A 22,771-nucleotide genomic window follows, 5' to 3' on the forward strand; every position below is an offset into this window, starting at 1 on the left:
AAAACCCCGCCAGGCAGTAAGCCAAAGCGGGGCAAAGAGATTTTAAACAACTACAAGACTAAGGTATCTTCCATATCCGGCCCGGTGGAAATGAGTGCAATTTCCGGGTGCGGATAAACTTCGGCAGAGAGTTGTTTTAAACTTTCCAAAAAAGCCTTGGCTTCGGTGGTAAAATCCCCGTACTTTTTCACGCGGTCGTTACCGGGGAACATATCAATATGCGTAATGGCGATTTTGGTACAGTTGTTAATCATAATGGCGCGGGAAGCGGAGCGTTTTTCAAACGCGCCAATGCGGCGCAAGCGTTTGCTGACGCTGCCGATTTCGTGCCCTTTGGTATGATATACCTCCAACTCTTTTTCATCTGTCATTTCGTGGTCCAACGGGCCTGGGCCGACGCGGGTAATGTACGGTTTAAACACCACATATACATCTCTTACGCTCTTGGGGCCAAGGCCGGCTTCACCCAAAAAGGTGCTGGCCGTAGTATCGCGCGACGTAACAAACGGATATTCTCCGTGGAGCAAAGAAAGTTTTATCCCTTGCGTTCCTTCCAACAATACTTCGCCGCCTTTGTCCAAACAGCCGTTTAACAGTTCAGGCACATCTTGGATAAAATCTTTTAGCAACGGCTCATCTTTGGCAAATTTAATATTGCGGCGTTCAATGCGGTCGCGTACGGCCTGCCCTAAGCCTGTCCCCACGCTGCCGATATGTTTCATAAAGTGTTCTGCATTTTTTTCTGATGAAGTCTGTTCATCCGTAATCAGCACGGCATACGGGTCAATAATCAAGCGGTCCTTCGTGCCGGTAAAGTTTACTTCGTCTAAAAGCCACTCGGTTTTGGTGTACGCCCCGGCCCCCAGCACCAATTTGGTTTTGGGGTTCAAAAAGCCGGACGGAATATTTTTAAGTGTGTAAGATTTTCCGTCTTTGACGACCGTATGCCCGGCATTGGGGCCGCCTACGCGCACGCAGTAATCGTAATTTCCTTTATAAGACAAATAAGCCGAAATTTTGCCCTTTCCTTCGTCTCCGGCTTGTCCGCCGCAAACAATATCAATCATATTTTCCCTCCGCCAGTTGCACAGCGCGCCCCAAATAATTTTTTAAGGATAGCGCCCGCAACCGCTGTTTGGTCGGCCCATTAACGGCCAACCCTTCTATAAATTCTTGCCATAACGCGGGAGTCATTTTGCGCCCGCGCGTAAAATCACGCAATGTTTCGTACGGGTTTGGATAGCCCGCCGCGCGTAAAATAGTTTGCACGCCCTCCGCCAAAACTTCGGGATGGGCGGCGAGTTCAGCCTGTGCCGCCGCTCGGTCAAATGAAATTTTAGAAAACCCCTTTAACAAAGATAAATAAGCCGTCAGCGCGTACCCAAACGCAACTGCCATATTGCGCAATACGGTGGAATCGGATAAATCTCTTTGCAGGCGGGAAACAGGCAATTTGCGCGAAAAAAGTTCCAACAGCGCATCTGCTACTTGTAAATTCCCTTCGGCATTTTCAAAATCAATCGGGTTTACTTTTTGCGGCATTGTGGACGAACCGACCTCTCCTGCCGTTGTTTTTTGGTGCACCAGCCCGGCGGAAATATAACGCCACATATCTTGGCACAATCCCAGCAAAATGGTATTTATCCGGCGGATATTATCAAACAGTTCCGCGTAAGTGTCGCGGTTATCCACCTGGGTAGAAACAGGAGTTAAAACAATCTTGATTTTACGGCCTTTATTTAAGGCCGCTACAAAACGTTGCGCGGCGGCAATCCAATTCACCTTGGGAAATGCGGCCAAATGCGCGTTGTAATTTCCCACAGCCCCGCCGAATTTTAACGAAATTTCGCGCTTTTTGAGTTCCTTTAATTGGCGGTTTAGACGCGTTTCAAACACGCGGATTTCTTTGCCGAAAGTTGTCGGCACGGCGGCTTGCCCGTGTGTTCGCGCCAGTAAAATAGAACGCGATTCCTTACGGGCTAATTTGGCTAAATCTTTTTGTAAATTTTCCAACGCGGGCCAAAGAGCCTCTTCCACTCCGTCTGCCAGCAAGACAGCATAGGCCGCACTGTTGATATCTTCGCTCGTAAGCGCAAAATGGAACCACTCCAAACGGTCCTGCAACGGAGTGTTTTTTAAGCGTAATTTTAAAAAGTATTCCACAGCCTTTACGTCGTGTTTGGTGGCTGGGATATCTTCATAGCCGTCAAACTCTAAGGCGCGGATGATTTCTAAATCCTGCTCCGACAGGGGTAACAAAGTATTTAATAAACTTGTTTCTTGGGCGGATAAGACCGCAAAACGCGGTAATTTTAAATGGGATAAAACCTCAAACCAGGCCAGTTCCGCGCGTACGCGGGATGCAGTAAAGGCGGCTTCGCTCATTACACTTCTGAGCGCACCCAATCTGCCGCCATAGCGGCCGTCTAACGGGCACAACGCCGGAGTCTTCATATATATAGTTTATCAAATTTGCCCTGTCTTTTTGGAAAGTTTACTGCGTATTTTTTGAGTTAATTCGGGCAAAAAACTCCCCGGCGGGCATACCGCCGGGGAATTTTTAATAAAACTTCACAGGTTTTATTTTTCGGCTTTTGCTTGCTTATCAAGTTCGGCCTGTTGTTTTTTTACCAGATTTTCATACGGACCAAAACCGTCCTTTACGTTCCATCCGCCGCCCAAGGCTTTGGACAAATTAACCACCGCAGCCAATTCATCGTTGCGGGCAGAGGCCAAATTCATTTCAGCCGACAGCAAATTTTCCTCTACATTGAGCAAATCTGTTACGCCGATAAGGCCGGCATCTTCCTGTTTTTTCGTCAAATCATAACTGCGACGCATAGCCTCGGTTTGCTGTTTGTACGAGTCAAAAATATCGCGGTTGATACGGTTAGCGGACAAGGCATCCAGCGCTTCTTTAAACGCGCCCTGTACCGTTTTTTCGTAAGTAGCCAACATTTCGCGGTAAGCGGCTTCGGCCTGTTTGTTTTGGGCGCGGATTTTGCCGCCCTCAAAAATAGGCGCAAGCACTTGGCCGCCAATAGCCCAAATGCCGGCGGAACCCGTAAACAAATTATTAAGCGCACCGCTTGCGTACCCGGCGGAGGCCGTCAGCGGAATACTGGGAAAATACGACGCACGAGCCGCACCGATATTGGCATTAGCGGCAATTAATTTCCCTTCGGCTGAACGCACATCCGGGCGGCGGGCCAACAGGTCAGAGGGTAACCCTTCCGGCACATTTGGAATTAACGTAATTTCCGCCAAACTCTTGCCGCGTGGGGTATTATTTTCCACCATTTCCCGCGGTGATTTACCCAAAAGCACAGACAAGGCCGTTTCCGTCTGCGCTATTTTTAAGCGCAGTTGCTGTTCCTGGGCCTGCACGTTGGCCATATTGGCTTCCACGCGCTTCAAATCTACCTCGGTGCTATATCCGTTATTATAACGGCTGGTGTAAATGCGGACGTTCTCCTGCCGAGCCTTTAAAGTGCGTTGGGCAATTAATAATTGTTCGTCCAAGGTGCGCAAGGCAAAGTAGTTTTTGGCCACGTCGGCGGTCAGGGTCAAGCGGACCGTATCGCGGGCCGCTTCGCTTGCCAACAGTTGGGCGCGGGCCGCCTCGCTCAAACGGCGGTATTTGCCCCACAAATCAAGTTCAAACGACACCGACACATTAGCCGTGCTTTGGCTCTCGCCGGAGCCTAAATTATTTCCGGCGCGGCCCGCCTGTCCGGCCGCAGACAAACTGGGCAACTGGTCCGCCGTAGCAATACCTACCGCCGCGCGGGCTTCGTCCACGCGGGCAACTGCCGCTTGCAAGTCCTTGTTGTAGGTCAAGGCGGTGTTTTCCAACTCGTTTAAAGTGGAATCTTCAAACACTTCCCACCATTTGGCATTGGTGAAAATGCTGAAATTATCCGCCGCTTCGCCCGTGGGCAAATCTAAATCCGGCTGTTTGTAGTTAGGCCCCATTAAACACCCGGCCAATAGCAAGGCCGAGGCCAATACTGCCCCTATGTGCTTATAGTTCATAAATTCTCCTTTTTCGTTTCTTCCACGTGGTCCACCACCACACCGATTTGTTCCGGCTCTTTCTTCCACCCTGAAAACAGACAGAAGAACAGCGGGATAAACAACGGTGCAATAACAGTAGCGGCCAACATACCAAAGACCACAGCCGTACCGATAGAGTGGCGGCTGGCCGCCCCCGCACCTGTGCTGATAGCCAACGGCACGCACCCTAAAATGAAAGCCAAAGACGTCATTACAATCGGGCGGAAACGCAGTTCGGCGGCTTGCACCGCGGCTTTGGCGGTTTCTACCCCTTGCTCTTTTAACATTACGGCAAATTCCACAATCAAAATAGCATTTTTAGCCGCCAAGCCGACCAAGGCCACCAACGCAATTTGGAAGTAAATATCGTTGGCAAGGCCACGCGCCCAAGTGCCCGCCAAGGCACCAAAAATAGCAAACGGCACCGCCAACAACACAGCCACGGGCAGACTCCATTTTTCGTACTGGGCAGCCAAAATCAGGAACACTACCAACATACCCAGCATCAAGGCCGTGGCAGAGGAACTGCCCGAAATGGTTTCCTGGTAAGTAGTACCCGTCCAGGCGAGCGTAAAGTTGGAATCTAACACCTCTTTGGCGGTTTCTTCCATAGCACGAATAGCATCACCGGAACTATAACCCGCAGCCGGATTCGCCATTACTTTGGCCGCCGGGAACACGTTAAAGCGTTCCACCATATCGGCACCCAACGAAGGAGTAAGCGTGATAAGCGCCGAAAGCGGCACCATCGCACCCGAGTTGGAACGCACATACACTTCCGCAATTTGTTCGGGGCGGGCGCGGTATGAACCTTCGGCCTGCATCATTACCTTAAAACTGCGGCCCGAATAGGTAAAATCGTTTACATATGTAGTACCAAACGTGCCCTGCAAAGTGGCGTACAAGGATGAAAGCGGTACACCCATTGCCTGCGCTTTGATTTCGTCCACCGTCATAGAATACTGAGGCACGGCGGCAGAGAAAGTGGTGCTGACACTGGAAAGTTCAGGCCGTTTTTGTGCGGCGGCAATAAACTTTTGGGTTTGGGCTTCCAGGTCCCGGCTGTCGCCGGAGCCACGGTTTTGGATATACCCTTCCAAACCGCCCGTGGTGCTCATACCCATAATGGGCGGCGGGTTGAACGGCATTACTATCGCACCCGGAATTGTATTTTTGGCCTGCATATAAAGTGCCCCTACAAGCCCCGCAGAGGACAACGCCTTGGTTTTGCGTTCTTCCCACGGTTTTAATTTGATAAACGAAGCAATACCGCTGCTTTTCATTGTGCTGCTTAACATATCAAAACCCGCAAAGGTCAGTTCGTCAGATACGCTGGGTTGGGCCAAAATTAATTTTTCCAATTCGCCGGCGACCTTATCGCTGCTGGCCAACGAGGAGGCCGGGTCCAACTGCGTGGAAACCATAATCATACCTTGGTCTTCATCGGGCAACAAACTGCTGGGAACGATTTTAAACATCCCCCACGCGGACAAGAAGAAGAGTGCAACCACTACCGCAGAGACCGATAAGCGGCGGATAAAATAGGCAACCCAAGTGCCGTATTTTTTGGTTAATTTGCCAAAGAATTGGTCAAATTTATAGAAAAATCCACTCGTAGGCTTTTCTTGCTTTTTAAGCAAAAGGGCGCATAAAGCAGGCGTCAGGGTCAGCGCGACCAAGCCGGAAATAACGACGGACACGGCAATCGTAATAGCAAACTGCTGGTACATCACACCCGTCAAGCCACCCATAAATGCCACCGGCACAAACACGGAGCACAGTACGAGTACAATCGCCACCACCGGGCCGGATACTTCGTCCATAGCCTTAATGGTGGCTTCCTTAACAGGCAGATCGTCCTCGTCCATAATACGTTCCACGTTTTCAATTACCACGATAGCATCGTCCACCACCATACCGATAGCAAGCACTAGGCCGAAAAGCGTAAGCGTATTAATGGAGAAACCAAAAAGTTTCATCCCGGCAAACGCACCGATAATGGACACCGGCACCGCCAAACACGGAATCAACGTGGCGCGCCAGTCCTTTAAGAACAAATAAACCACCAAAAACACCAAAATCATCGCTTCAATTAAGGTATGGATTACTTCTTTAATAGATGCTTTTACGAACAAGGTGGTATCGTAAGCAACTTTGTATTCCATATCCAAATCGGGCGGGAAGTTGGCGGACAATTCCTGCATACGTTTTTCAACGGCTTGCGCGGTGGCTACGGCGTTGGCCCCCGGGGAGAGATACACCCCAATCGGCACTGCCGGTTTACCGTTGTAGTTACCGCTAAATTCATATGTCTGGCTGCCGAGTTCCACCGTAGCAACATCTTTTAAGCGCAAGGAAGTACCGTCTTTATTCGCGCGCAAAATAATATCTTCAAATTGTTTAGGGTCGGTCAAACGGCCGGGCGCAATAATGGAATAAGAGCGGTCCACCGCTACCGGCAGCGGAGGCTGGCCGATTTTGCCCGCCGCACGCTGTACGTTCTGCGCCTGCACGGCAGAGGCGATATCGCTCACAGACAAGCCGCGCTGGGAAAGGACATCCGGCTTAATCCAAATGCGGATAGAATAGTCGTTGGCGGACATTACCTGCGCGTCGCCCACGCCTTCAATACGTTTTAAGTCATCTACAATGTTAAGAAGCGCATAGTTTCCCACCGTTGTCGTATCGGAACGTCCTCTCGGGGAATAAAGCGCAATCAACTGCAAAATAGCGGAAGATTTTTTATTGACCTGAATACCATAGCGGCGAACGTCCTCCGGCAAGGTAGCCGTGGCTCCCTGCACGCGGTTGTTGACGTTAATCATTGCCTGGTCCGGGTCGGTACCGACTTTAAAAGAAACAGTCAGTTTCATATCCCCGTTAGAGGAAGAAGTGGAGTTCATATACAGCATATCCTCCACCCCGTTCACCTGCTGTTCCAGCGGAGCTGCCACTGTATTGGCAATTACTTCCGGGCTGGCCCCCGGATAACTGGCCGACACCTGCACGGTGGGCGGAGTTAAGTCGGGGTATTGTTCAATAGGCAGCATCGTAATAGACACGATACCCGCCAAGGAAATCAACAGCGAAATAACCGTAGAAAAAATAGGACGGTTAATAAAGAATTTAGAGAACATAATTATTTCCCCGTCTGCGCGTTATCGGCGGACTGTACTTCTTTGGCTTGGGCGGCATCCTGCGGTAAGGCTTGCTCGTCCGGTGCTTCGGCAGATTCAATTGCCGCTTCCAATTTGGCTACATCTCCCTCCGTCGTCGGTTGGGAGGCGGCAGGCGCAGGCTGAACAGGCATAAATTTTTGCATTTGCGCAGTAACCTGCATACCCGGGCGCAAGCGGATAAGTCCGTCCGATACCACTTTTTCGCCGGCCTTTAAACCGTCGCTGACGATATACATATCGTCCTGCAATTCGGCTTGAATCGGGCGGGCCGCAACCATATTGTTGGCATCAATCACATAAGCAATTTTGCCCTGCGCACTGTTAAGAACGGCAGAGGACGGAATTAAAATAGCGTTTTTATAAATAGCACCCACCAAGTGAACACGGACAAATTGCCCCGGCATTAAAGCACGGCTTTTTTTGGGATTGGCAAACTCCGCCTTGATAGCCAAACTGGACGTTTGGGTATTTTCGGAACTGTCAAAAAAGACAATTTTACCCCTTTCGGAATACAAACTGCCGTTGGGCAAAACAGCCTCTACATACACCGGGGCCTGGGAAGCAGTCAATTTGCGGTATTCCTCGGGCTTTAACAGTTGTTTATCATCACTGCCTAATACAATTTGCCCGGACATAAAACCGGCGGCCAATTTTTCAAACTGGCGGCTGGGCATAGAAAAGTTTACATACAAGGGGTCAATTTGCACCATTGTCGTTAAAAGGCCCGATTCGCCCGCGGCGGAAATCAAACTGCCGACGGATTGCGTTTCTTTCCCGGCAATACCGGAAATCGGCGCCGTAACCTTGGTGTAACCTAAATTAATTTGGGCATCGTTTACCCCCGCCTGCGCCACCTGCACATTGGCTTTGGCGGTGTCATAAGCGGAAAGGGCATTATCGTAATCCTGTTGGCTGACGGCATTGTCGGCGCGGAGTTTTTTCATACGCGCATAAGTGCGCTGGGTGCGGCGCTCCTCGGCCTGGGCTTGGGCCAAAGCGCCCTGGGCCTTTTCCAACGCTACCTTATATTGTTTGTCATCAATTTGAAAAAGTTGTTTGCCTTCTTCTACATATTCGCCTTCGTTATATAAGCGGGCTTCCAAAATACCGCCCACTTGCGCACGGATTTGAATTTCCAACGACCCCGCCACTTGGGCCGGGTATTCAATGTCCCAAGGCAAATCCTGTTGTACCACCTCTACCGCATTAACCATAGTCGGTGCGGCCGCACCGCCGGCGGTAGATTTTTTGCAACCGGAAACAAAAACTGTTGCCAAGCCCAAAGCCATTACGGCCGCGGGCAAAAAGTATGTTTTCTTCACAAGGTTTCTCCCAATCTAATAAGGTTAATGTCTTTCCAAAGATTATATAAAAATTTTTCCTGTGGCAACGCTTTTATATAATTAGTTAAAAGAGGGTACTGGCAATTTTTACACAAACACTTATAATAAGGGAGTGCCTTGGGGAAATATATGAACGAAAAAAATTTTACACAGTTGGAACAAACCATTGGGCATACGCCATTACTGGAACTGAAAAGAATTAACACCGCACCCGCGCACATTTGGGCCAAACTGGAAATGTTTAACCCGTACAGCGTAAAGGACCGCGCCGCCTTATATATGTTAAATGCAGCCGAGAACGAAGGGAAACTGCTCCCCGGCGGCACCGTAGTAGAACCCACCAGCGGAAATACGGGGATTGCACTTGCGTTTTTGGCCGCCGCACGCGGTTACAAAATGATTTTAACTATGCCCGAAAGTATGAGCGCAGAGCGCGTGAAACTGGTAAAAGCGTTAGGGGCGCAAATTGTTCTTACCCCAAAGGCAGATGGAATGAAGGGGGCTGTAGAAGCCGCTGTAAAAATAGTACAAGAAACGCCCGGAGCCTTTATGCCCGGTCAGTTTGACAATCCCAATAACCCCCGCGCACACGAGGAAACCACCGGACCGGAAATTTGGCACGCCTTAAACGGAAAAGCAGATATTTTTGTAGCCGGAGTGGGCACCGGCGGAACGATTAGCGGGGTAGGCCGTTATTTAAAAAAACAAAACCCGCACATCAAAATCGTAGCCGTAGAACCCGCCGAATCCCCCCTCTTGTCTGCGGGTAAAGCCGGGCCGCACGGCATACAGGGCATTGGGGCCAACTTTGTGCCGGGAAATTTGGACAGGAGTGTACTGGATGAAATCCTCCCTGTCAAAACGGCTGATGCCCGTCAAACCGCACGCGAATTGGGCAAAAAAGAAGGCATTTTGCCCGGTATATCCGGCGGGGCCGCGTTATGGGCCGCCTTGGAACTTGCCAAACGGCCCGAAAACAAGGACAAAAATATTGTTGTCTTACTGCCAGACGGGGGAGAACGGTATTTAACCACCGGACTTTTTGATTAGGAGATATAATGAACAAATGGATAATTGCAGGCTTTTTAAGTTTCCTAGCACTAGGGGCAACCGCGCAAGCCGCACCCGAACCGGAAATTGTGATTGAAATGCACGGGGAGAGTTCCTCGCCGCGCCAAGGTATTTCCGTTTGGAACAAAAATGCCCGGCAACTCACGCGCCTTTTCCGCGGGAAAGACAAAACTTATGTACTCTACCAAGTAGAAAACGTGTCGTCCGCAGATAGAATTATCCGCGCCCAAAACGGAAAAAGGTATGCTTATGTCCGTTACGGAAGCGACGACGGCGACTACCGCAAATTTCTGTTTAAAGCCCAAGACCCGCAAACCTTTGTCGCGTGTGCGGCCGACATAGCCGACGTGTTAGCCGTCAACCTAAAATACGGTGTTAATTTAGGGGTCAGCCGGAGCGACTTTTTGCGCACATACGAATCCCGGGCAACACTTACCAATTTGCTGGACAAAGCGACTCATAAAACCTATTCCGTTTATCGCTTGGAATATACAGATGTAAACCACCCAACGCCCGTGCCTACTTATTTTGTGTTTGAAGGAGACTCTTTAAAAGATATTTTATCCGGCGAAAAAGCCTTTACGGAGTACACTACTAAACTCTCCCAAGCCAATAAAGCCCTTGCCAAACAAGAAAAAGAGACCCAAACCGCACGGGAACAGGCCGGGCAACAAGCCCGCCAAAAGCAACAGCGCCCCACACGCAAAGCCCTTGTATCCGGCGGAACGGTAACCGACCAAGCCTATATGCCCCGCGCCGTAAACGCAACGCCGCTGCCCGCGCTTACACCGAGCAAAATTCCGGCAGGGACGCCGCTTAACTAACCCTTTTAAGGGCCGCCCCGTGGCGGGCTTTTTGTTGCGTGCGTGAACAGATTTCCTATAATAGAAATATGGATACGGTATCTCTTTCATCTTTTAGTATTGCCGGTGCCTTATATATCCTCTTGCAAATTTTTGTAACGGGGCATATTTTGCGCTATAAGGACGACGTAAAAAGTTCTATCGGTTGGATTGGCTTGGTGTGGTTGGCTCCGCTGTTGGGCAGCATTATGTATGTCCTGTTTGGCATTAACCGTATCCGCCGCAAAGCCTTGTCTCTGCGCAACAAAGGCCCAAACCTAATGGCCATAACAGGGAAAACCGAGCAAGAAATCCGCAAAGAAATTCCGCTCCCCTTTTTGCAACTTTTGCGGTTAGGGTACAAAGTCCACCCGCAACTTTTTTCTTTCGGTAACCGGGCAGAAGCCTTGGTAAACGGGGATGAAGCCTATCCGGAAATGTGCCGCCTGATTGCAGGGGCCAAACAAGAAGTTTTACTGCAAAGTTATATCTTTGATAACGACCGCGCCGGACAACTTTTTATCCCCGCTTTAAAACAAGCCGTTAAAAACGGCACCAAGGTAAAAGTATTGGTGGACGGAGTGGGGCTGAACTATTCCAAACCTACGATTGATGCCGCCTTGCGCAAAATAAAGGGGCTTGATTTTGCCGTTTTTTTACCGTCTAAAAGCCCCATTAATTTGCCTTTTGTTAATTTACGCAATCACCGTAAAATTTTAATCGTGGACGGAGAGACTGCCGTTTTCGGCGGGATGAATATTGCCGCAGGGAACCTCGTTAAAACAAACCCCAAGGAACCGATACAGGACATTACCTTTAAAGTTTCCGGCCCGGTGGTGGACCAAATGTCGCGCGTGTTTGAAGAGGACTGGCTCTTTGCGGGGAAAAACCATTTTACACCCGTTTCCTTTAACTACTCCAAAAGGCTGCCCGGACATATGCCCGCACGCATTATTCCCGACGGTCCGGATAGCGACTACGGCAAACTGGAACAACTGATTTTGGGCGCGCTTTCCTGCGCACAACACAGCGTAAGCATTGTTACCCCTTATTTCCTGCCGGAGAGCAATATTTTGTCCGCCTTGGAAGTAACTGCTATGCGGGGCGTCCGCGTAGAAATTATTTTGCCTTCCAAAAGCAATATTTTCGGTATGGATTACGCTATGCGCGCAAACTTTGCCAAATTACTTAAAAAGGGTGTAAAAATCTACCGCACCCGCCCGCCGTTTGACCATAGCAAAATTGTACTGGTGGACACAGCCTGGATTTTTGTCGGTTCGGCTAACTGGGACGTACGCAGTTTTAAATTAAATTTTGAGTGCAATATGGAATGCACTGATAAGCAACTGGCCGGACAGTTGGCCCAAATAATCACCCGCAAAAAAGAGGGAGCATTTCTTGAAAAATGGGAAAAAGAAAAACCACCCTTTTGGCGCACCTTGCGCAACAATGCGTTTAAATTATTAACCCCCTATTATTAATATGTTCTACAAACAACCCCAAGCCGATAAAATTCTGGTGCAACACGGCCGCCCCACCGCAAGCATACTCCCCAAATGCTTTACCGTGTGCATTTGGAACTGGCAAAAGAGCAAGCAAAAGCCGTGGGGTGAAGAATTTAAAAAAGCGGCCGCCGCCGCGGATTTATTTTTGGCACAAGAGGTATGCAGTTTCCCCCAAGTGCTTGAAATAATGGAGCAAACGCCCTATCATTGGAGCGGGGCCGTCAGTTTCTTATCCCGCCACAACAGCCCCACAGGGGTAGCTACGGGATGCATTGCCAAGCCGCTTAACATATCCTTTAAAACCGGGGAGCGCGAACCGCTGCTGCACGTACCTAAAATGATGTTGGCAACCCTTATTCCTTTGGACGGGGAACGAACCTTGCTTGTTATCAACATCCACGCCATTAATTTTCGGGGTCTAAAACCCTTTGCCAGCAATTTACAACGTGCCGCCGAACTATTGCTAAATTATAGCGGCCCCGTACTTTTGGGAGGAGATTTCAATGCGTGGAGTCTCAAACGCCGCAGACTTTTGCACCAAATGGTCCGCGCGGCAGGACTCACCGAAGTGCCGTTTGAGCCGGACACCCGCACCCGTTGTTTGGGCCGTCCGGTAGATTATCTGTTCGTGCGGGGCTTGCGTGTAAAAGCCGCCGGCGTACGCGTTACACGCGGGTCTGACCATAATATGCTGTTCGCCCGCCTAGAAGCCTAAAAGCCCAATACAAATATGGTAAAATATAAGAATTATGAATATCTCTGACAATAAAGCCGTGTATTTTAAACGCGAAGCCCTTAAAAAAGTGGTTGCCGCGTTTGATAAAGGTACGCTTGAAACCAAAGCGTATGCTATTCCCTTTGAAGTGCTGCCGAAAGATTCCAAATCTACGGTGCGCTGCTGCATTTACAAAGAACGGGCCGTCTTTCGCGCCCGCACGTTAGCCGCGTTGGGCGGAAGCGTAGAACAAGACGACGAAGCCACGTCGCTTAACGAATATGCCAAAGAAGCCCTCTTGCGCAAGGCCGTGCCGGAAACACCGCTGACCGTAATGGATATTGCCTGTAAAGGTTGCGTAAAAGCACGCCACCTGGTAACCGAAGCCTGCCAAGGCTGCTTGGCTCGTCCGTGCCAACAGGCTTGCAAGTTCGGCGCTATTTCGTTTGCCGACGGACGCTCCCATATTGATCCGGATAAATGCAAAAATTGCGGACAATGCAAGGCCGTCTGCCCCTACAACGCTATTACCTATGTACCTGTTCCGTGCGAACAATCCTGCCCGGTAAACGCCATCCACAAAGGCGAAAACGGTTTTGCCGAAATTGATTTTGACAAGTGTATTTCCTGCGGGCACTGTATGGATGCGTGTCCCTTTGGCGCCATTATGGAGCGCAGCCAGTTAATTGATATTTTGAGCCAATTAAAGAGCACCCACAAAGTATGCGCAATGATTGCGCCGTCTATCGTCGGGCAGTTTGACTGCACCTTACCGCAGTTGATGACCGCTATCAAAAAGGCGGGCTTTGACAAAGTAACCGAAGTGGCCCTGGGCGCGGACATTACCACCGCCAACGAGGCGCGCGAACTCGTGGAACGCTTGGAAAACGGTTCGCGCTTTATGACCACCTCCTGCTGTGCGGCGTGGGTACAAGCCGTCAAAAAGCATTTGCCGGCTTTGAAAGATTTTGTTTCCCACACCAAGACCCCGGCTTCTTACACCGCCGATATTGAAAAGAAAAACGGTTTTATTACCGTTTTTGTCGGTCCGTGCGTGTCCAAACGTGTGGAAGGGATGGACGACCCCAATATTGATTATGTAATGACATACGAAGAATTGGGCGCTATGTTGGAAGCCAAAGGTATTAACCCGGCCGAGTGCGAAGAAATGCCGCTTGACCCGTCTATCTCCGGCGAGGCCCGTTACTATGGCGTAACCGGTGGCGTGGCCCAAGCAGTAGAAAACGCGATTGCGGGCAAACGTCCCTTTAAAAAGATGGCCATTAACGGCTTGGACAAAAAGGCGATGTTAATGCTTAACGCATTTGCCAAAGGCGCGGGAGATTTCCAACTGTTGGAAGTAATGAGTTGCAAAGGAGGCTGTATCGGCGGCCCCTGCACAATGAAAAAACAAGCCCAAGTCATTAAGCCGATTAAAGACTTAGTCGCCGCCAGCCCCAAAGTGCCCTGCGCTTTGGACGATAAAAAAGAAGAAGCGAAATAACAAACGCTTTTAAAAAACACCCCGGGCTTTTACAACCCGGGGTGCTTTTTATATAGATTCAATCAAAAACCCATACTTTGGCAAAGGCCCGTAATTCTGCTATTGCAAGAGGTTTTGCCAGGATTGGCTGATTGGTCTAACCAAACGGTATAAGTGGCTTGGCTTTTAGAAGAAATTTCAGCCGTAGATTGTTCTCTGCCCCCATTTTCAATTCCATAAGTATCCCAAAAAGAAGGTTCTTATTGCTTCCCGCAAACATATCCACCGCAAATTTATCACACCAAAGCATATACCGCCCCGTACCCTCACTACATCCGGGGTAAGTAATATCTAAATCACTCCAAAATACGGGGTAATCCCCGTTTGCCATATAATATAATTCCATTGCGTCTTTGAGTGATTTCCCCGCCGTAATCATTTGCGTATAGCGCGCCTTTGCCACGGCTTTTTGGTATTGCGGCAATGCTACCCCCGCCAAAATACCGATAATAAGAACAACAACCAGAAGTTCAATTAAGGTAAATCCACGGTTCACAACCCAAGATGTAGATCCTGAAACAAGTTCAGGATGACCTTCTTTTTTCATAAAGTTGTCATTCCCGAGGAACTGGCGGCCCGCAGGGTTCGGGAATCTGTCGTTTTCCTTTTTGAATAAAATCAGTTCCCCGACAGAAACTCTCGGGGATGACGGCAACAAACGCCAAATTTTGTTAAACCCTTTCATTTTTTCTCCTTGTTAAGACCTTTATATTTGAGCAAAACGGCCTTTTATACGCATTTTTATACAGCAGACACATCCGGGTATATCCGGCCTTAATTGTCAAAATTTTAACAAAAAAAAAAATAAAACAACCCTTTTAGAAAGAAGTCCTGCGGACGGCTTACTTTTTCCCCCTCTTTTGACTAGTAGAGCCACACTTTTTTTGTAAGGTTGCAAACCAACGAAACGACAACAATAAATAAAACAAGGCCGTCATAAAAATTGGGGTCATTCTGAACTGCCGCCCTTACCGCTAGGCGCCACCCCGTAGTGTTTCTGTACGGGGTCTATTGATAGGTTTCAGGACCTACTACTGGGGTCGTTGGTCGTTTATAAAAAAAGGTCATACTGGAAGGTTTCTGTCCAGTATCCGTTGTTTTCCTTTTTTTATAACAACAGATGCTGGAACACTCCGCACCGGCCGACTTTCCAGGATGACTGCACTCTTCGGACTATTAAATTCAGGATGGCCTTGTAAATATGAACGCATATAAGTTTGTACGTTAGGACAAACCTCAAAACAGGTATAATAAAAAGAGATATAAAAAGCATTTCCCGGGAGTTTTATGAAGAAAATTTTAAAAATCATAGTAGTCCTCGCGGTCATCGCGGGTGTGTATGCGTACGCGTTTTACAAAACACCGCAACAACGCAATTTTGCCAAAACCTTAACCCAAGCCCAAGCCGGTGATGTGTCTGCGGCTGTGAAAATAGGAGATTTTTATGCGCAAGGCCTTGGAGTAGAGCCTAGCGGCGCACAAGCCGCCGAGTGGTACAAGAAAGCCGCCGCGCAAGGCGATGCTTCGGCCGATTGGAAACTCGCCCGGTTATATATCCAAGGTACTTTGGTAAAGCAAGATTACGAGGAAGCCCTGCCCTATTTGCAACTGGCCGCGCAGGCAGGTAATGTGTCCGCCCAAACGGAACTGGCGCGCTTTTATAACGAGGGATTAGGAGGCCTTTCCGCCAACAAAGGAGATGCTATTTTGTGGAATTTAAAAGCCTCTGCTATGGGAAGCCAACCGGCCCAGCAAGCCTTACGCTCCTTGCGGGAAGCAGACCCTGATTTTTATGATGTAGTGAACCGTTTTTCCGCCACCTTATTGTTAGCCGCACAAGGCGACAGCCAAGCGCAACTCTCCGCCGGGGAAGGGTATCACATGGGTTATCCCGTTACTAAAAATGACGAAGAAGCCTTGAAATATTTAACCTTGGCTTGGCAAGAGGGGCAGTTGCCTGCGGCAGCCCTTGAACTGGCAGAAATGTACCAAAAGGGAGAGGGAACCTCCCCGGACGAAAATAAAGCATTAGAACTGCTAGGCGCAGCGGCACAAGCCAAATTTCCGGCCGCCCAGTATGCCTTGGGCGAGCGTGCCTACAAGGCAAATCCGCCCAATTACCAAGATGCCTTTGCTTGGTTTTCCAATGCCGCGGAGGGTGGATCAGCCCCAGCGCAATATATGACGGGTTTTATGCTGATGCAAGGGCAAGGAACCGAGCGTTCTGTACCCTTGGCAATTGAATTTTTTAAGAAAGCCGCCAATCAAAATGATACTGCCGCGCAATATGTGTTGGGGCAAATTTATTGGAAAGGGCTAGGCGTGGCGAAGGATAAAAAGGAAGGACGCCTCTGGCTGGAAAAAGCCTCGGCAGGCGGGAATTTATCCGCGCGCGAACTTTTAAACCAGTAGTAATTAACCAGTCCCCGGCAAAACCGGGGGCTAAATTTTTGCCGTCCTCCCGCATTTAATAACAACAGATCCCCGAACCCTGCGGGCCGCCAATTCCTCAGGGATGACAACTAAACAATGTATTTTTTATTGTTGCCGTTTCGTTTGTCCGCGGCATTGCAAAAATAGTGTTGCTCCATTAATCGTTAGTCAGCGCAGGGAGTTGCCGTCCGCAGGACCCGTCAGGGTGCCTGTGGAAAGGTCCAAATCGTACCAACGTTCCGCAGGGCGCGCCCCGGCGTTGCTCCCCTTGTGGATAATCACTCGTATTTTGTCGTGTGCCTCAACATCAAAAAACCGTTCCAAATGCAGGTAATCCATAAACGGATAAGCGGAAATTTGTTTGTAAAGGCGGCCCTTTCTAAATTGCTGAATTTTTATCACAGCGTCATCGGGTGTTAGGTGTGTAATCGGGCGGCCCAATATGCGGATTAAAGTACCCGTGGCTTGCTGCGGATGATTAACCTGCTCCACCAAGCGGCGCACCCATTGTATGGGCACAATTTGGTTAAAATCGTTAATGGGCTTGTTGTCCAACAACTTGCGCCACTCGGCGCTTTGCGTATTGGTATTGCCCACAATACCCACAAACACACCGACGGCTTTCCCGTTGACAAGCAGAGGCGAGCCGCAATAACCGTTTAAAACAGGAAAATCCTGATAGCGCGCCAAAATACGATGCGGACTGGAAAACAAAATATCCACCTTATTAAACCAGGCAAAATTGCCGCGTGAAAACCCCGCCGATTGTACCGCATGCGCGGGCGACGGCAATTTTTCGTCTGCCTCCAAAGGCACAATATAGTTATTAAGTTGCGGCGGAATTTTAAAAATAGCAATATCTGCCCCGCGCAAATGGCCTTCCCGCACCGTGAAAATTTGCGTATAAAAGGGTTTTCCGTTTTCGTCAAACAATTCAATATACGGCTCCCGCCCGATATCATTTAAAATATGCTTGGCGGTAACTCCCCACACTTGCCCATTTATTCTTATAGCAAAGGCGGAGCCCTTTCCGTGCGTTTGGGGGGAATGCTGCAAGGTAAAAACGGCCTGACGGACAAAATGGGGCGCCGGCGATAACGGGCGCGGCTTGGCGGGCAGGACCAGAGTATTTTGTATCAGCGGGGCCGTTAATCTGGCCGCCAGTATATTGGACGAGTGCGAACGCGCCGCCACGGTAATCAAGCGGTTATTTAATTGAAATTTTACTTTGTTAAACCAACGGGCACGCAAGGCCTGCGTGATTTTTAAATCTTTAAAAAAGCCCGGTAATTTACTTTGCGCCGAAGCGGGTGCCGCCACAAAAAAAGCACAAAGAAACGCTAAGGCCAACCCCTTATTGGACATTATTTTTCCCCTATTACCAACTCATCAGCGAATCGTTTCTTCCCGGGTAACGATACGCTTTTCCACATCCACCCAATAGGCGTAGGTGGAGCCGTCCTTCCGGCTGATAACTATTTTACCCTTTTTTAACCCCTCATATTCAAACGGAACATCCATAGACCCTATCTTTAAAAACGGGTTTTTATCAATGGTTTGTTCAAAGCCGTTCTCGTAATACGCAGTTACACTTTTAACCGTTTCGGTAATGGGCAGTTTGCCTACCCAAATGCCCCCAAATAAGACGACGCGTTGTGCGGAACCGGGATTGCGGTATTCGCGCAATAAATCTTGCACGCGGGCAAAAGGTAAAATTTCGCCGATAGCGGACAGGTCCTGCGTTTTTGGTAAATCTTTATTGGAGCGGCGGTTCCAGTACCACTCGGCCCGCTCAGCCAAAGGATGCGAGGTGCCAAGCGATAATCCCACGGCTTCTCCTTTTTCGTTTACCACCAGTCCGCCGGCGTTGGTTAAGGTTCCCTCCGCTTCGGCGGGCAGCAAGGACTCTACAATGCGCTCCGTATGGGCGGTAATAACGCGGCGCTGGGCCTTTTGGTAGCGGCCGTTATTGTATCCGTAAGTAAAAAGATTAGTCCCTTTTTGCGGGTATTCTTTGGCCCAAATGACAGGGCGTGCCACTTCCAAAACCTGGTCGGGCAAGCGGATAAGCGCGGCATTAATGCCTTCCGTGCGGCCCGTTAAAACAACTTCGGCCGGATAGGTAAATTTCTTACCCGCCACATAAAAGGATACTTCTACATTTTGGCCCATATGTTGCACATATTCCAACGGAGCCACACCCCACAAAACGGTTTTGCCGTTGTTTTCCTCGGCAAAGACAAATCCACCCGCTTGAAAGCCGTTTCCTTTACTTGCGGACGATACGGTAAATAAAAAATGCGGCGTGTTTTGCTCAAAGGGTTGCAGAGCGGGTGCCTTTAAAAAAGAGGACTGAATTTTGGAAGCGGCAACAATCTGCTTGGATATCTGCACCGCTACTTGCGGAGTGGCCGTAGGCAATGTAATTTGCGGAGCCACCGTGGGGACCTTAGGCACACGGATACGGGGATAAAGACGAGAAACGCTCTTTTGAAGAAAGCCTTTCCCGGTGGCTTTGGCGCCCCCCTTTACCAATGCCGATTGGGCAAAAGACGGCTGTGCAAATAAAACGGCCAAACAGGAAAGAAATAAAAATCGTTTTTTCATAAACACTCCTTACAAAAGAAAACACCTTATAGTATTAATTTACCCATTTGTCCGCCAAATAAACAGGGCCATTAGACCTAGAAAAAAGATACGATAAGGCCCAATTTTTTCTGGGCCCTAAAAAACACCCCGGACGGATAACCGGCCGGGGCACTAAGTAAAGTTACGCAAGCGACGGATAAAGCGGAAATTTCTCCAAGAATTTTTTTACTTGTCCGGCCACTTCCGCCAAATAAGCGTCGTCCTCGTGGTGCGAAATAGCCCCGTCAATAAAGTCGGCCACCTGCGCCATATCCGCTTCCTTCATACCGCGCGTTGTGATAGCGGGAGTTCCTAAGCGAAGCCCGCTGGTAACAAACGGCTTTTCGGGGTCAAAGGGAATCGTGTTTTTATTCGCCGTAATGCCCGCTTTATCCAGGGCGGCTTCGGCGGCTTTCCCCGTTAATCCCTTAGAGCGCAAATCAATACACATAACGTGGCTGTCCGTTCCCCCGGCCACCAAACGGTAGCCGCGCGCCATTAATTGTCTGGCGAGTTCAGCGGCATTTAATTTTACTTGATGTTGGTAGGCTTTAAATTCAGGTTTTAAGGCTTCCCCAAAACAAACGGCCTTGCCCGCAATAACGTGCATAAGCGGCCCGCCTTGCACCCCGGGGAATACAGCGGAGTTAATGGCTTTGGCCAAGGCGGCTTTACATAAAATCATCCCGCCGCGCGGACCGCGCAATGTTTTGTGTGTGGTGGTAGTTACCACGTCGGCATACGGCACCGGGCTAGGGTATTCTCCGGCGGCAATCAGGCCCGCATAATGGGCCACGTCGCACGCCAAATATGCCCCGCAGGAATCGGCAATTTCGCGCAAGCGTTTCCAATCAAACACGCGGGAATAGTTGGAGGCTCCCGCCATAATGAGTTTAGGCTTATGTTCCAAAGCCAAGCGGGAGGCTTCATCATAATCAATTTCTTCGGTATCTTTACGCACGTTCATTGCAATAATGTTATATAACTTGCCCGAAAAGTTAAGCGGATGCCCGTGCGTTAAATGTCCGCCGTGGGAAAGATTTAAACCCAACACGGTATCGCCGGGTTTTAATAATGCAAAATATACAGCCATATTGGCCTGCGCGCCGGAGTGCGGCTGGACGTTGGCGTGTTCGGCACCGAAAAGTTGCTTGGCGCGGTCAATCGCCAGTTGCTCCACCACATCCACAAATTCACATCCGCCGTAATAGCGTTTGGCAGGATAGCCCTCGGCATATTTGTTAGTAAGAACAGAGCCTTGCGCCTGCATTACAGCCAACGACGTAAAATTTTCGGAAGCAATCAGTTCCAACTTTTCGCGCTGGCGGTTTAATTCGTGGGTTACCGCATCATAAACGGCGGGGTCTGTTTGTTTTAAATCGGGATACATTTTTACGCTCCTCGGGCCTCTTTTACCGGCCCTGTATTTTTTATACGATTTTCCTATGAAAATTTAAATATATTTACTATAATTTACTAAATAGAAGTAAATAAATCCAGCAGAGGTGTAAAAAGAAATGGCAAAACTAACCAAGAAAGACTTTCTCAAAGACACCATCAAACACATTGACCTCAAAAAATACAATGTGGTTCCCTTGGTGGAAGCCTTTGGAAATATGGCCTACGCTTCTCGCGAAGTGGCCAGAGCGAGCAAAATCTACAATATGATGCTCTCCGACAAAAAATGCTCCGTCATTTTGTGCATTGCGGGGTCGCTTGTTTCCGCGGGTATGAAGAAAGTTGTGGTGGATATGATTCAAAACAATATGGTTGACGCGATTGTTTCCAACGGCGCCAACATCGTGGACCAGGACTTTTTTGAAGCCCTTGGCTACAAACACTACATTGGTACTCCCTATAATCAAGACGACAATTTGCTGCGCGATTTGCATATTGACCGCATCTACGACACATACATTGATGAAGACCAGTTGAAAGAATGCGACGAAACCATCCACAAAATTTGCAACACTTTGGAACCCCGCCCTTACTCTTCCCGCGAATTTATTTGGGAAATGGGTAAATGGCTGGAAAGCAAAGGAAAAGGGAAAGATTCTATCGTTTATAACGCTTACAAATACGGCGTGCCGGTGTTTGTGCCTGCTTTCTCGGACTGCTCTGCCGGTTTCGGCTTTGTAGCGCACCAGACCCAACACCCCGAAGCCCACGTTTCTATTGACAGTGCCAAAGACTTTTTGGAACTGACCAAAATCAAAATCAAAGCCAAAGAAACGGGCCTTATGATGTGGTCCGGCGGTGTACCGAAAAACTTTGCGCAGGACACCGTAGTGGCTGCTGAAATTTTGGGTGCGGATTCTCCGATGCACAAATATGCCGTACAAATCACGGTGGCTGATGTGCGCGACGGGGCTCTTTCCGGCTCTACCTTAAAAGAGGCTTCCTCTTGGGGTAAAGTTTCCACCGCCTTGGAACAGATGGTGTACGGTGAATGCACGACCTTGATTCCGCTCATCATCGGTTACGGTTACCACAAAGGCGCTTGGAAGAAACGCAAAGCCTCCAACTATGTCAAGTTCTTACAGGACGAAGACGCCAAAGTTGCGAAGGCCAAAGCGAAGAAATCCAAATAAGCCAATGCGCGTAAAAACCGCGTTTATTTGTTTATGTTTACTTATCTGCCCGTGTGCGTTATGCTACGGGCAGATAAATTTTTCCAGCGTAAACGGAGAGCGTGGCTATGCCGCTATGCGCGGCACTTATGATTGGAACCTGGACAACGGATTTATCCTATCACCCGAATACGGATATTACCGTATGTCCGACAAAGAAATTGACGAAGCAGGCTCCACTTCCCGCTATGCCTTGGGGGTGTCCTACGAACTAAACGATACTTGGCGGCTGACCGCAGACGGTTTTTGGCAGCCGCAAGCGGTGGGCTACCAGGCCGCCGGCTATGGCCTGGGCGCAACGTGGTTTCCGTTCTACCGTTGGGAACAAATTACTAACCCGCGCCTCTCGGCGCGTTTTTATCAGGCACGTTACCGTACTTATGTGGATAAAAAGGGTAACGATTTAGCCGGCGGGGCATTTTCGCAGATAGAAACGGGCGTACACGCTTTAACATCTGCCGACGTAGGCAACTGGAAACTGCAAGCCGCCTGGCATAAAGTGATAAAATATAGTAGTTCCCAACCAACCAATGTTACGTTTAGTTGGGCGGATATCCCGTTTATGACGGCTGTGGTACAAGGGTTTGTCAAAGAGGCCGCAGGCATATCGGTACGCTACCGGACTAATTTTATTACGCCGTATGCGGCTTTGGTGCGCTACCGCTACGCAGAACTCAGCGATAGTGCAGCCGCCGTCAGTGCCGGGGTGCATATTGTCCTGTGGGGGATGTCGGTTTCCGGCGGGGTGGAAGTATTTGAACCGAGACGGGAAGCCAATCGCAAGACATATTTTTCAATGTCTGCCGAAATAGAATTCTAGCCGGAG

At 49.3% G+C, this 22,771-nt stretch carries 17 protein-coding genes; 8 read left to right on the plus strand and 9 right to left on the minus strand.

What is annotated here, in order from left to right; all coding sequences use genetic code 11:
• Positions 1–50: 50 nt before the first annotated feature.
• The 5 genes from ACQY2K_RS02620 to ACQY2K_RS02640 form a co-directional block, all read right to left on the minus strand.
• Positions 51–1,067, minus strand: a complete 1,017-nt coding sequence (locus ACQY2K_RS02620) for an adenylosuccinate synthetase (protein WP_428040632.1) — start codon at positions 1,065–1,067, stop codon at positions 51–53.
• Positions 1,060–2,454, minus strand: coding sequence for an adenylosuccinate lyase (purB, locus tag ACQY2K_RS02625; protein WP_428040633.1), 1,395 nt, complete (start codon positions 2,452–2,454; stop codon positions 1,060–1,062). The genes ACQY2K_RS02620 and purB overlap by 8 nt, the downstream gene beginning before the upstream one ends.
• Positions 2,455–2,580: 126 nt before the next feature.
• On the minus strand, positions 2,581–4,035 hold the full coding sequence (locus tag ACQY2K_RS02630) for an efflux transporter outer membrane subunit (RefSeq protein WP_428040634.1): 1,455 nt from the start codon (positions 4,033–4,035) through the stop codon (positions 2,581–2,583).
• Positions 4,032–7,193: an efflux RND transporter permease subunit gene (locus ACQY2K_RS02635; RefSeq protein WP_428040635.1), complete on the minus strand. Its 3,162-nt coding sequence runs from the start codon at positions 7,191–7,193 to the stop codon at positions 4,032–4,034. Before ACQY2K_RS02635 ends, ACQY2K_RS02630 begins: the two co-directional genes overlap by 4 nt.
• Before the next feature lie 2 nt (positions 7,194–7,195).
• Entirely contained in the window at positions 7,196–8,557 is a 1,362-nt protein-coding gene (locus ACQY2K_RS02640) for an efflux RND transporter periplasmic adaptor subunit (RefSeq protein WP_428040636.1), read from the minus strand.
• Between the two features lie 150 nt (positions 8,558–8,707).
• On the opposite strand from ACQY2K_RS02640, the gene cysK reads away from it, so the two are divergent.
• From cysK to ACQY2K_RS02665, 5 genes are all read left to right on the plus strand, one after another.
• Complete coding sequence (gene cysK / locus ACQY2K_RS02645) at positions 8,708–9,628, plus strand: cysteine synthase A (RefSeq protein ID WP_428040637.1); 921 nt, start codon at positions 8,708–8,710, stop codon at positions 9,626–9,628.
• Between the two features lie 8 nt (positions 9,629–9,636).
• The gene (locus tag ACQY2K_RS02650) at positions 9,637–10,473 is read left to right on the plus strand and encodes a hypothetical protein (RefSeq protein ID WP_428040639.1); all 837 of its coding nucleotides are present in this window, start codon (positions 9,637–9,639) and stop codon (positions 10,471–10,473) included.
• 68 nt (positions 10,474–10,541) lie between these two features.
• Positions 10,542–11,972: a phospholipase D-like domain-containing protein gene (locus tag ACQY2K_RS02655; RefSeq protein ID WP_428040640.1), complete on the plus strand. Its 1,431-nt coding sequence runs from the start codon at positions 10,542–10,544 to the stop codon at positions 11,970–11,972.
• 1 nt (position 11,973) lies between these two features.
• Positions 11,974–12,711, plus strand: a complete 738-nt coding sequence (locus ACQY2K_RS02660) for an endonuclease/exonuclease/phosphatase family protein (RefSeq protein ID WP_428040641.1) — start codon at positions 11,974–11,976, stop codon at positions 12,709–12,711.
• 34 nt (positions 12,712–12,745) lie between these two features.
• Positions 12,746–14,215: a monomeric [FeFe] hydrogenase gene (locus ACQY2K_RS02665; protein WP_428040642.1), complete on the plus strand. Its 1,470-nt coding sequence runs from the start codon at positions 12,746–12,748 to the stop codon at positions 14,213–14,215.
• Positions 14,216–14,351: 136 nt separating this feature from the next.
• Here ACQY2K_RS02665 and ACQY2K_RS02670 read toward each other — a convergent pair whose 3' ends face one another.
• Complete coding sequence (locus ACQY2K_RS02670) at positions 14,352–14,939, minus strand: type IV pilin protein (protein ID WP_428040643.1); 588 nt, start codon at positions 14,937–14,939, stop codon at positions 14,352–14,354.
• Between the two features lie 602 nt (positions 14,940–15,541).
• On the opposite strand from ACQY2K_RS02670, the gene ACQY2K_RS02675 reads away from it, so the two are divergent.
• Positions 15,542–16,666, plus strand: a complete 1,125-nt coding sequence (locus ACQY2K_RS02675) for a hypothetical protein (protein WP_428040645.1) — start codon at positions 15,542–15,544, stop codon at positions 16,664–16,666.
• A 189-nt stretch (positions 16,667–16,855) separates the two neighbouring features.
• Here ACQY2K_RS02675 and ACQY2K_RS02680 read toward each other — a convergent pair whose 3' ends face one another.
• From ACQY2K_RS02680 to glyA, 3 genes are all read right to left on the minus strand, one after another.
• On the minus strand, positions 16,856–18,052 hold the full coding sequence (locus ACQY2K_RS02680; protein ID WP_428040646.1) for a hypothetical protein: 1,197 nt from the start codon (positions 18,050–18,052) through the stop codon (positions 16,856–16,858).
• Between the two features lie 24 nt (positions 18,053–18,076).
• Entirely contained in the window at positions 18,077–19,294 is a 1,218-nt protein-coding gene (locus ACQY2K_RS02685) for a hypothetical protein (protein WP_428040647.1), read from the minus strand.
• Between the two features lie 163 nt (positions 19,295–19,457).
• Positions 19,458–20,705 carry a serine hydroxymethyltransferase gene (gene glyA / locus ACQY2K_RS02690; RefSeq protein ID WP_428040648.1) on the minus strand — a complete coding sequence of 416 codons (1,248 nt, stop codon included), beginning with the start codon at positions 20,703–20,705 and terminating at the stop codon, positions 19,458–19,460.
• A 127-nt stretch (positions 20,706–20,832) separates the two neighbouring features.
• Between glyA and ACQY2K_RS02695 the strand changes: the two genes are divergently transcribed.
• Both ACQY2K_RS02695 and ACQY2K_RS02700 read left to right on the plus strand, forming a co-directional pair.
• On the plus strand, positions 20,833–21,906 hold the full coding sequence (locus tag ACQY2K_RS02695) for a 1,9-bis(guanidino)-5-aza-nonane synthase (protein ID WP_177747441.1): 1,074 nt from the start codon (positions 20,833–20,835) through the stop codon (positions 21,904–21,906).
• A gap of 4 nt (positions 21,907–21,910) precedes the next feature.
• Positions 21,911–22,765, plus strand: coding sequence for a hypothetical protein (locus tag ACQY2K_RS02700; protein ID WP_428040649.1), 855 nt, complete (start codon positions 21,911–21,913; stop codon positions 22,763–22,765).
• The last annotated feature ends 6 nt before the right edge of the window (positions 22,766–22,771 follow it).

It is taken from the genome of Candidatus Avelusimicrobium fimicolum, from assembly GCF_021632165.1.
In the GTDB taxonomy this organism is placed as follows: domain Bacteria; phylum Elusimicrobiota; class Elusimicrobia; order Elusimicrobiales; family Elusimicrobiaceae; genus Avelusimicrobium; species Avelusimicrobium fimicola.

Coding starts and splice junctions, on each gene's coding strand:
- ACQY2K_RS02665 (WP_428040642.1), top strand. CDS start 12,746: ATGAATATCTCTGACAATAAAGCCGTGTATTTTAAACGCGAAGCCCTT.
- ACQY2K_RS02675 (WP_428040645.1), top strand. CDS start 15,542: ATGAAGAAAATTTTAAAAATCATAGTAGTCCTCGCGGTCATCGCGGGT.
- ACQY2K_RS02695 (WP_177747441.1), top strand. CDS start 20,833: ATGGCAAAACTAACCAAGAAAGACTTTCTCAAAGACACCATCAAACAC.
- glyA (WP_428040648.1), bottom strand. CDS start 20,705: ATGTATCCCGATTTAAAACAAACAGACCCCGCCGTTTATGATGCGGTA.
- ACQY2K_RS02635 (WP_428040635.1), bottom strand. CDS start 7,193: ATGTTCTCTAAATTCTTTATTAACCGTCCTATTTTTTCTACGGTTATT.
- ACQY2K_RS02655 (WP_428040640.1), top strand. CDS start 10,542: ATGGATACGGTATCTCTTTCATCTTTTAGTATTGCCGGTGCCTTATAT.
- ACQY2K_RS02685 (WP_428040647.1), bottom strand. CDS start 19,294: ATGAAAAAACGATTTTTATTTCTTTCCTGTTTGGCCGTTTTATTTGCA.
- ACQY2K_RS02700 (WP_428040649.1), top strand. CDS start 21,911: ATGCGCGTAAAAACCGCGTTTATTTGTTTATGTTTACTTATCTGCCCG.
- ACQY2K_RS02650 (WP_428040639.1), top strand. CDS start 9,637: ATGAACAAATGGATAATTGCAGGCTTTTTAAGTTTCCTAGCACTAGGG.
- ACQY2K_RS02630 (WP_428040634.1), bottom strand. CDS start 4,035: ATGAACTATAAGCACATAGGGGCAGTATTGGCCTCGGCCTTGCTATTG.
- cysK (WP_428040637.1), top strand. CDS start 8,708: ATGAACGAAAAAAATTTTACACAGTTGGAACAAACCATTGGGCATACG.
- ACQY2K_RS02680 (WP_428040646.1), bottom strand. CDS start 18,052: ATGTCCAATAAGGGGTTGGCCTTAGCGTTTCTTTGTGCTTTTTTTGTG.
- purB (WP_428040633.1), bottom strand. CDS start 2,454: ATGAAGACTCCGGCGTTGTGCCCGTTAGACGGCCGCTATGGCGGCAGA.
- ACQY2K_RS02670 (WP_428040643.1), bottom strand. CDS start 14,939: ATGAAAGGGTTTAACAAAATTTGGCGTTTGTTGCCGTCATCCCCGAGA.
- ACQY2K_RS02620 (WP_428040632.1), bottom strand. CDS start 1,067: ATGATTGATATTGTTTGCGGCGGACAAGCCGGAGACGAAGGAAAGGGC.
- ACQY2K_RS02660 (WP_428040641.1), top strand. CDS start 11,974: ATGTTCTACAAACAACCCCAAGCCGATAAAATTCTGGTGCAACACGGC.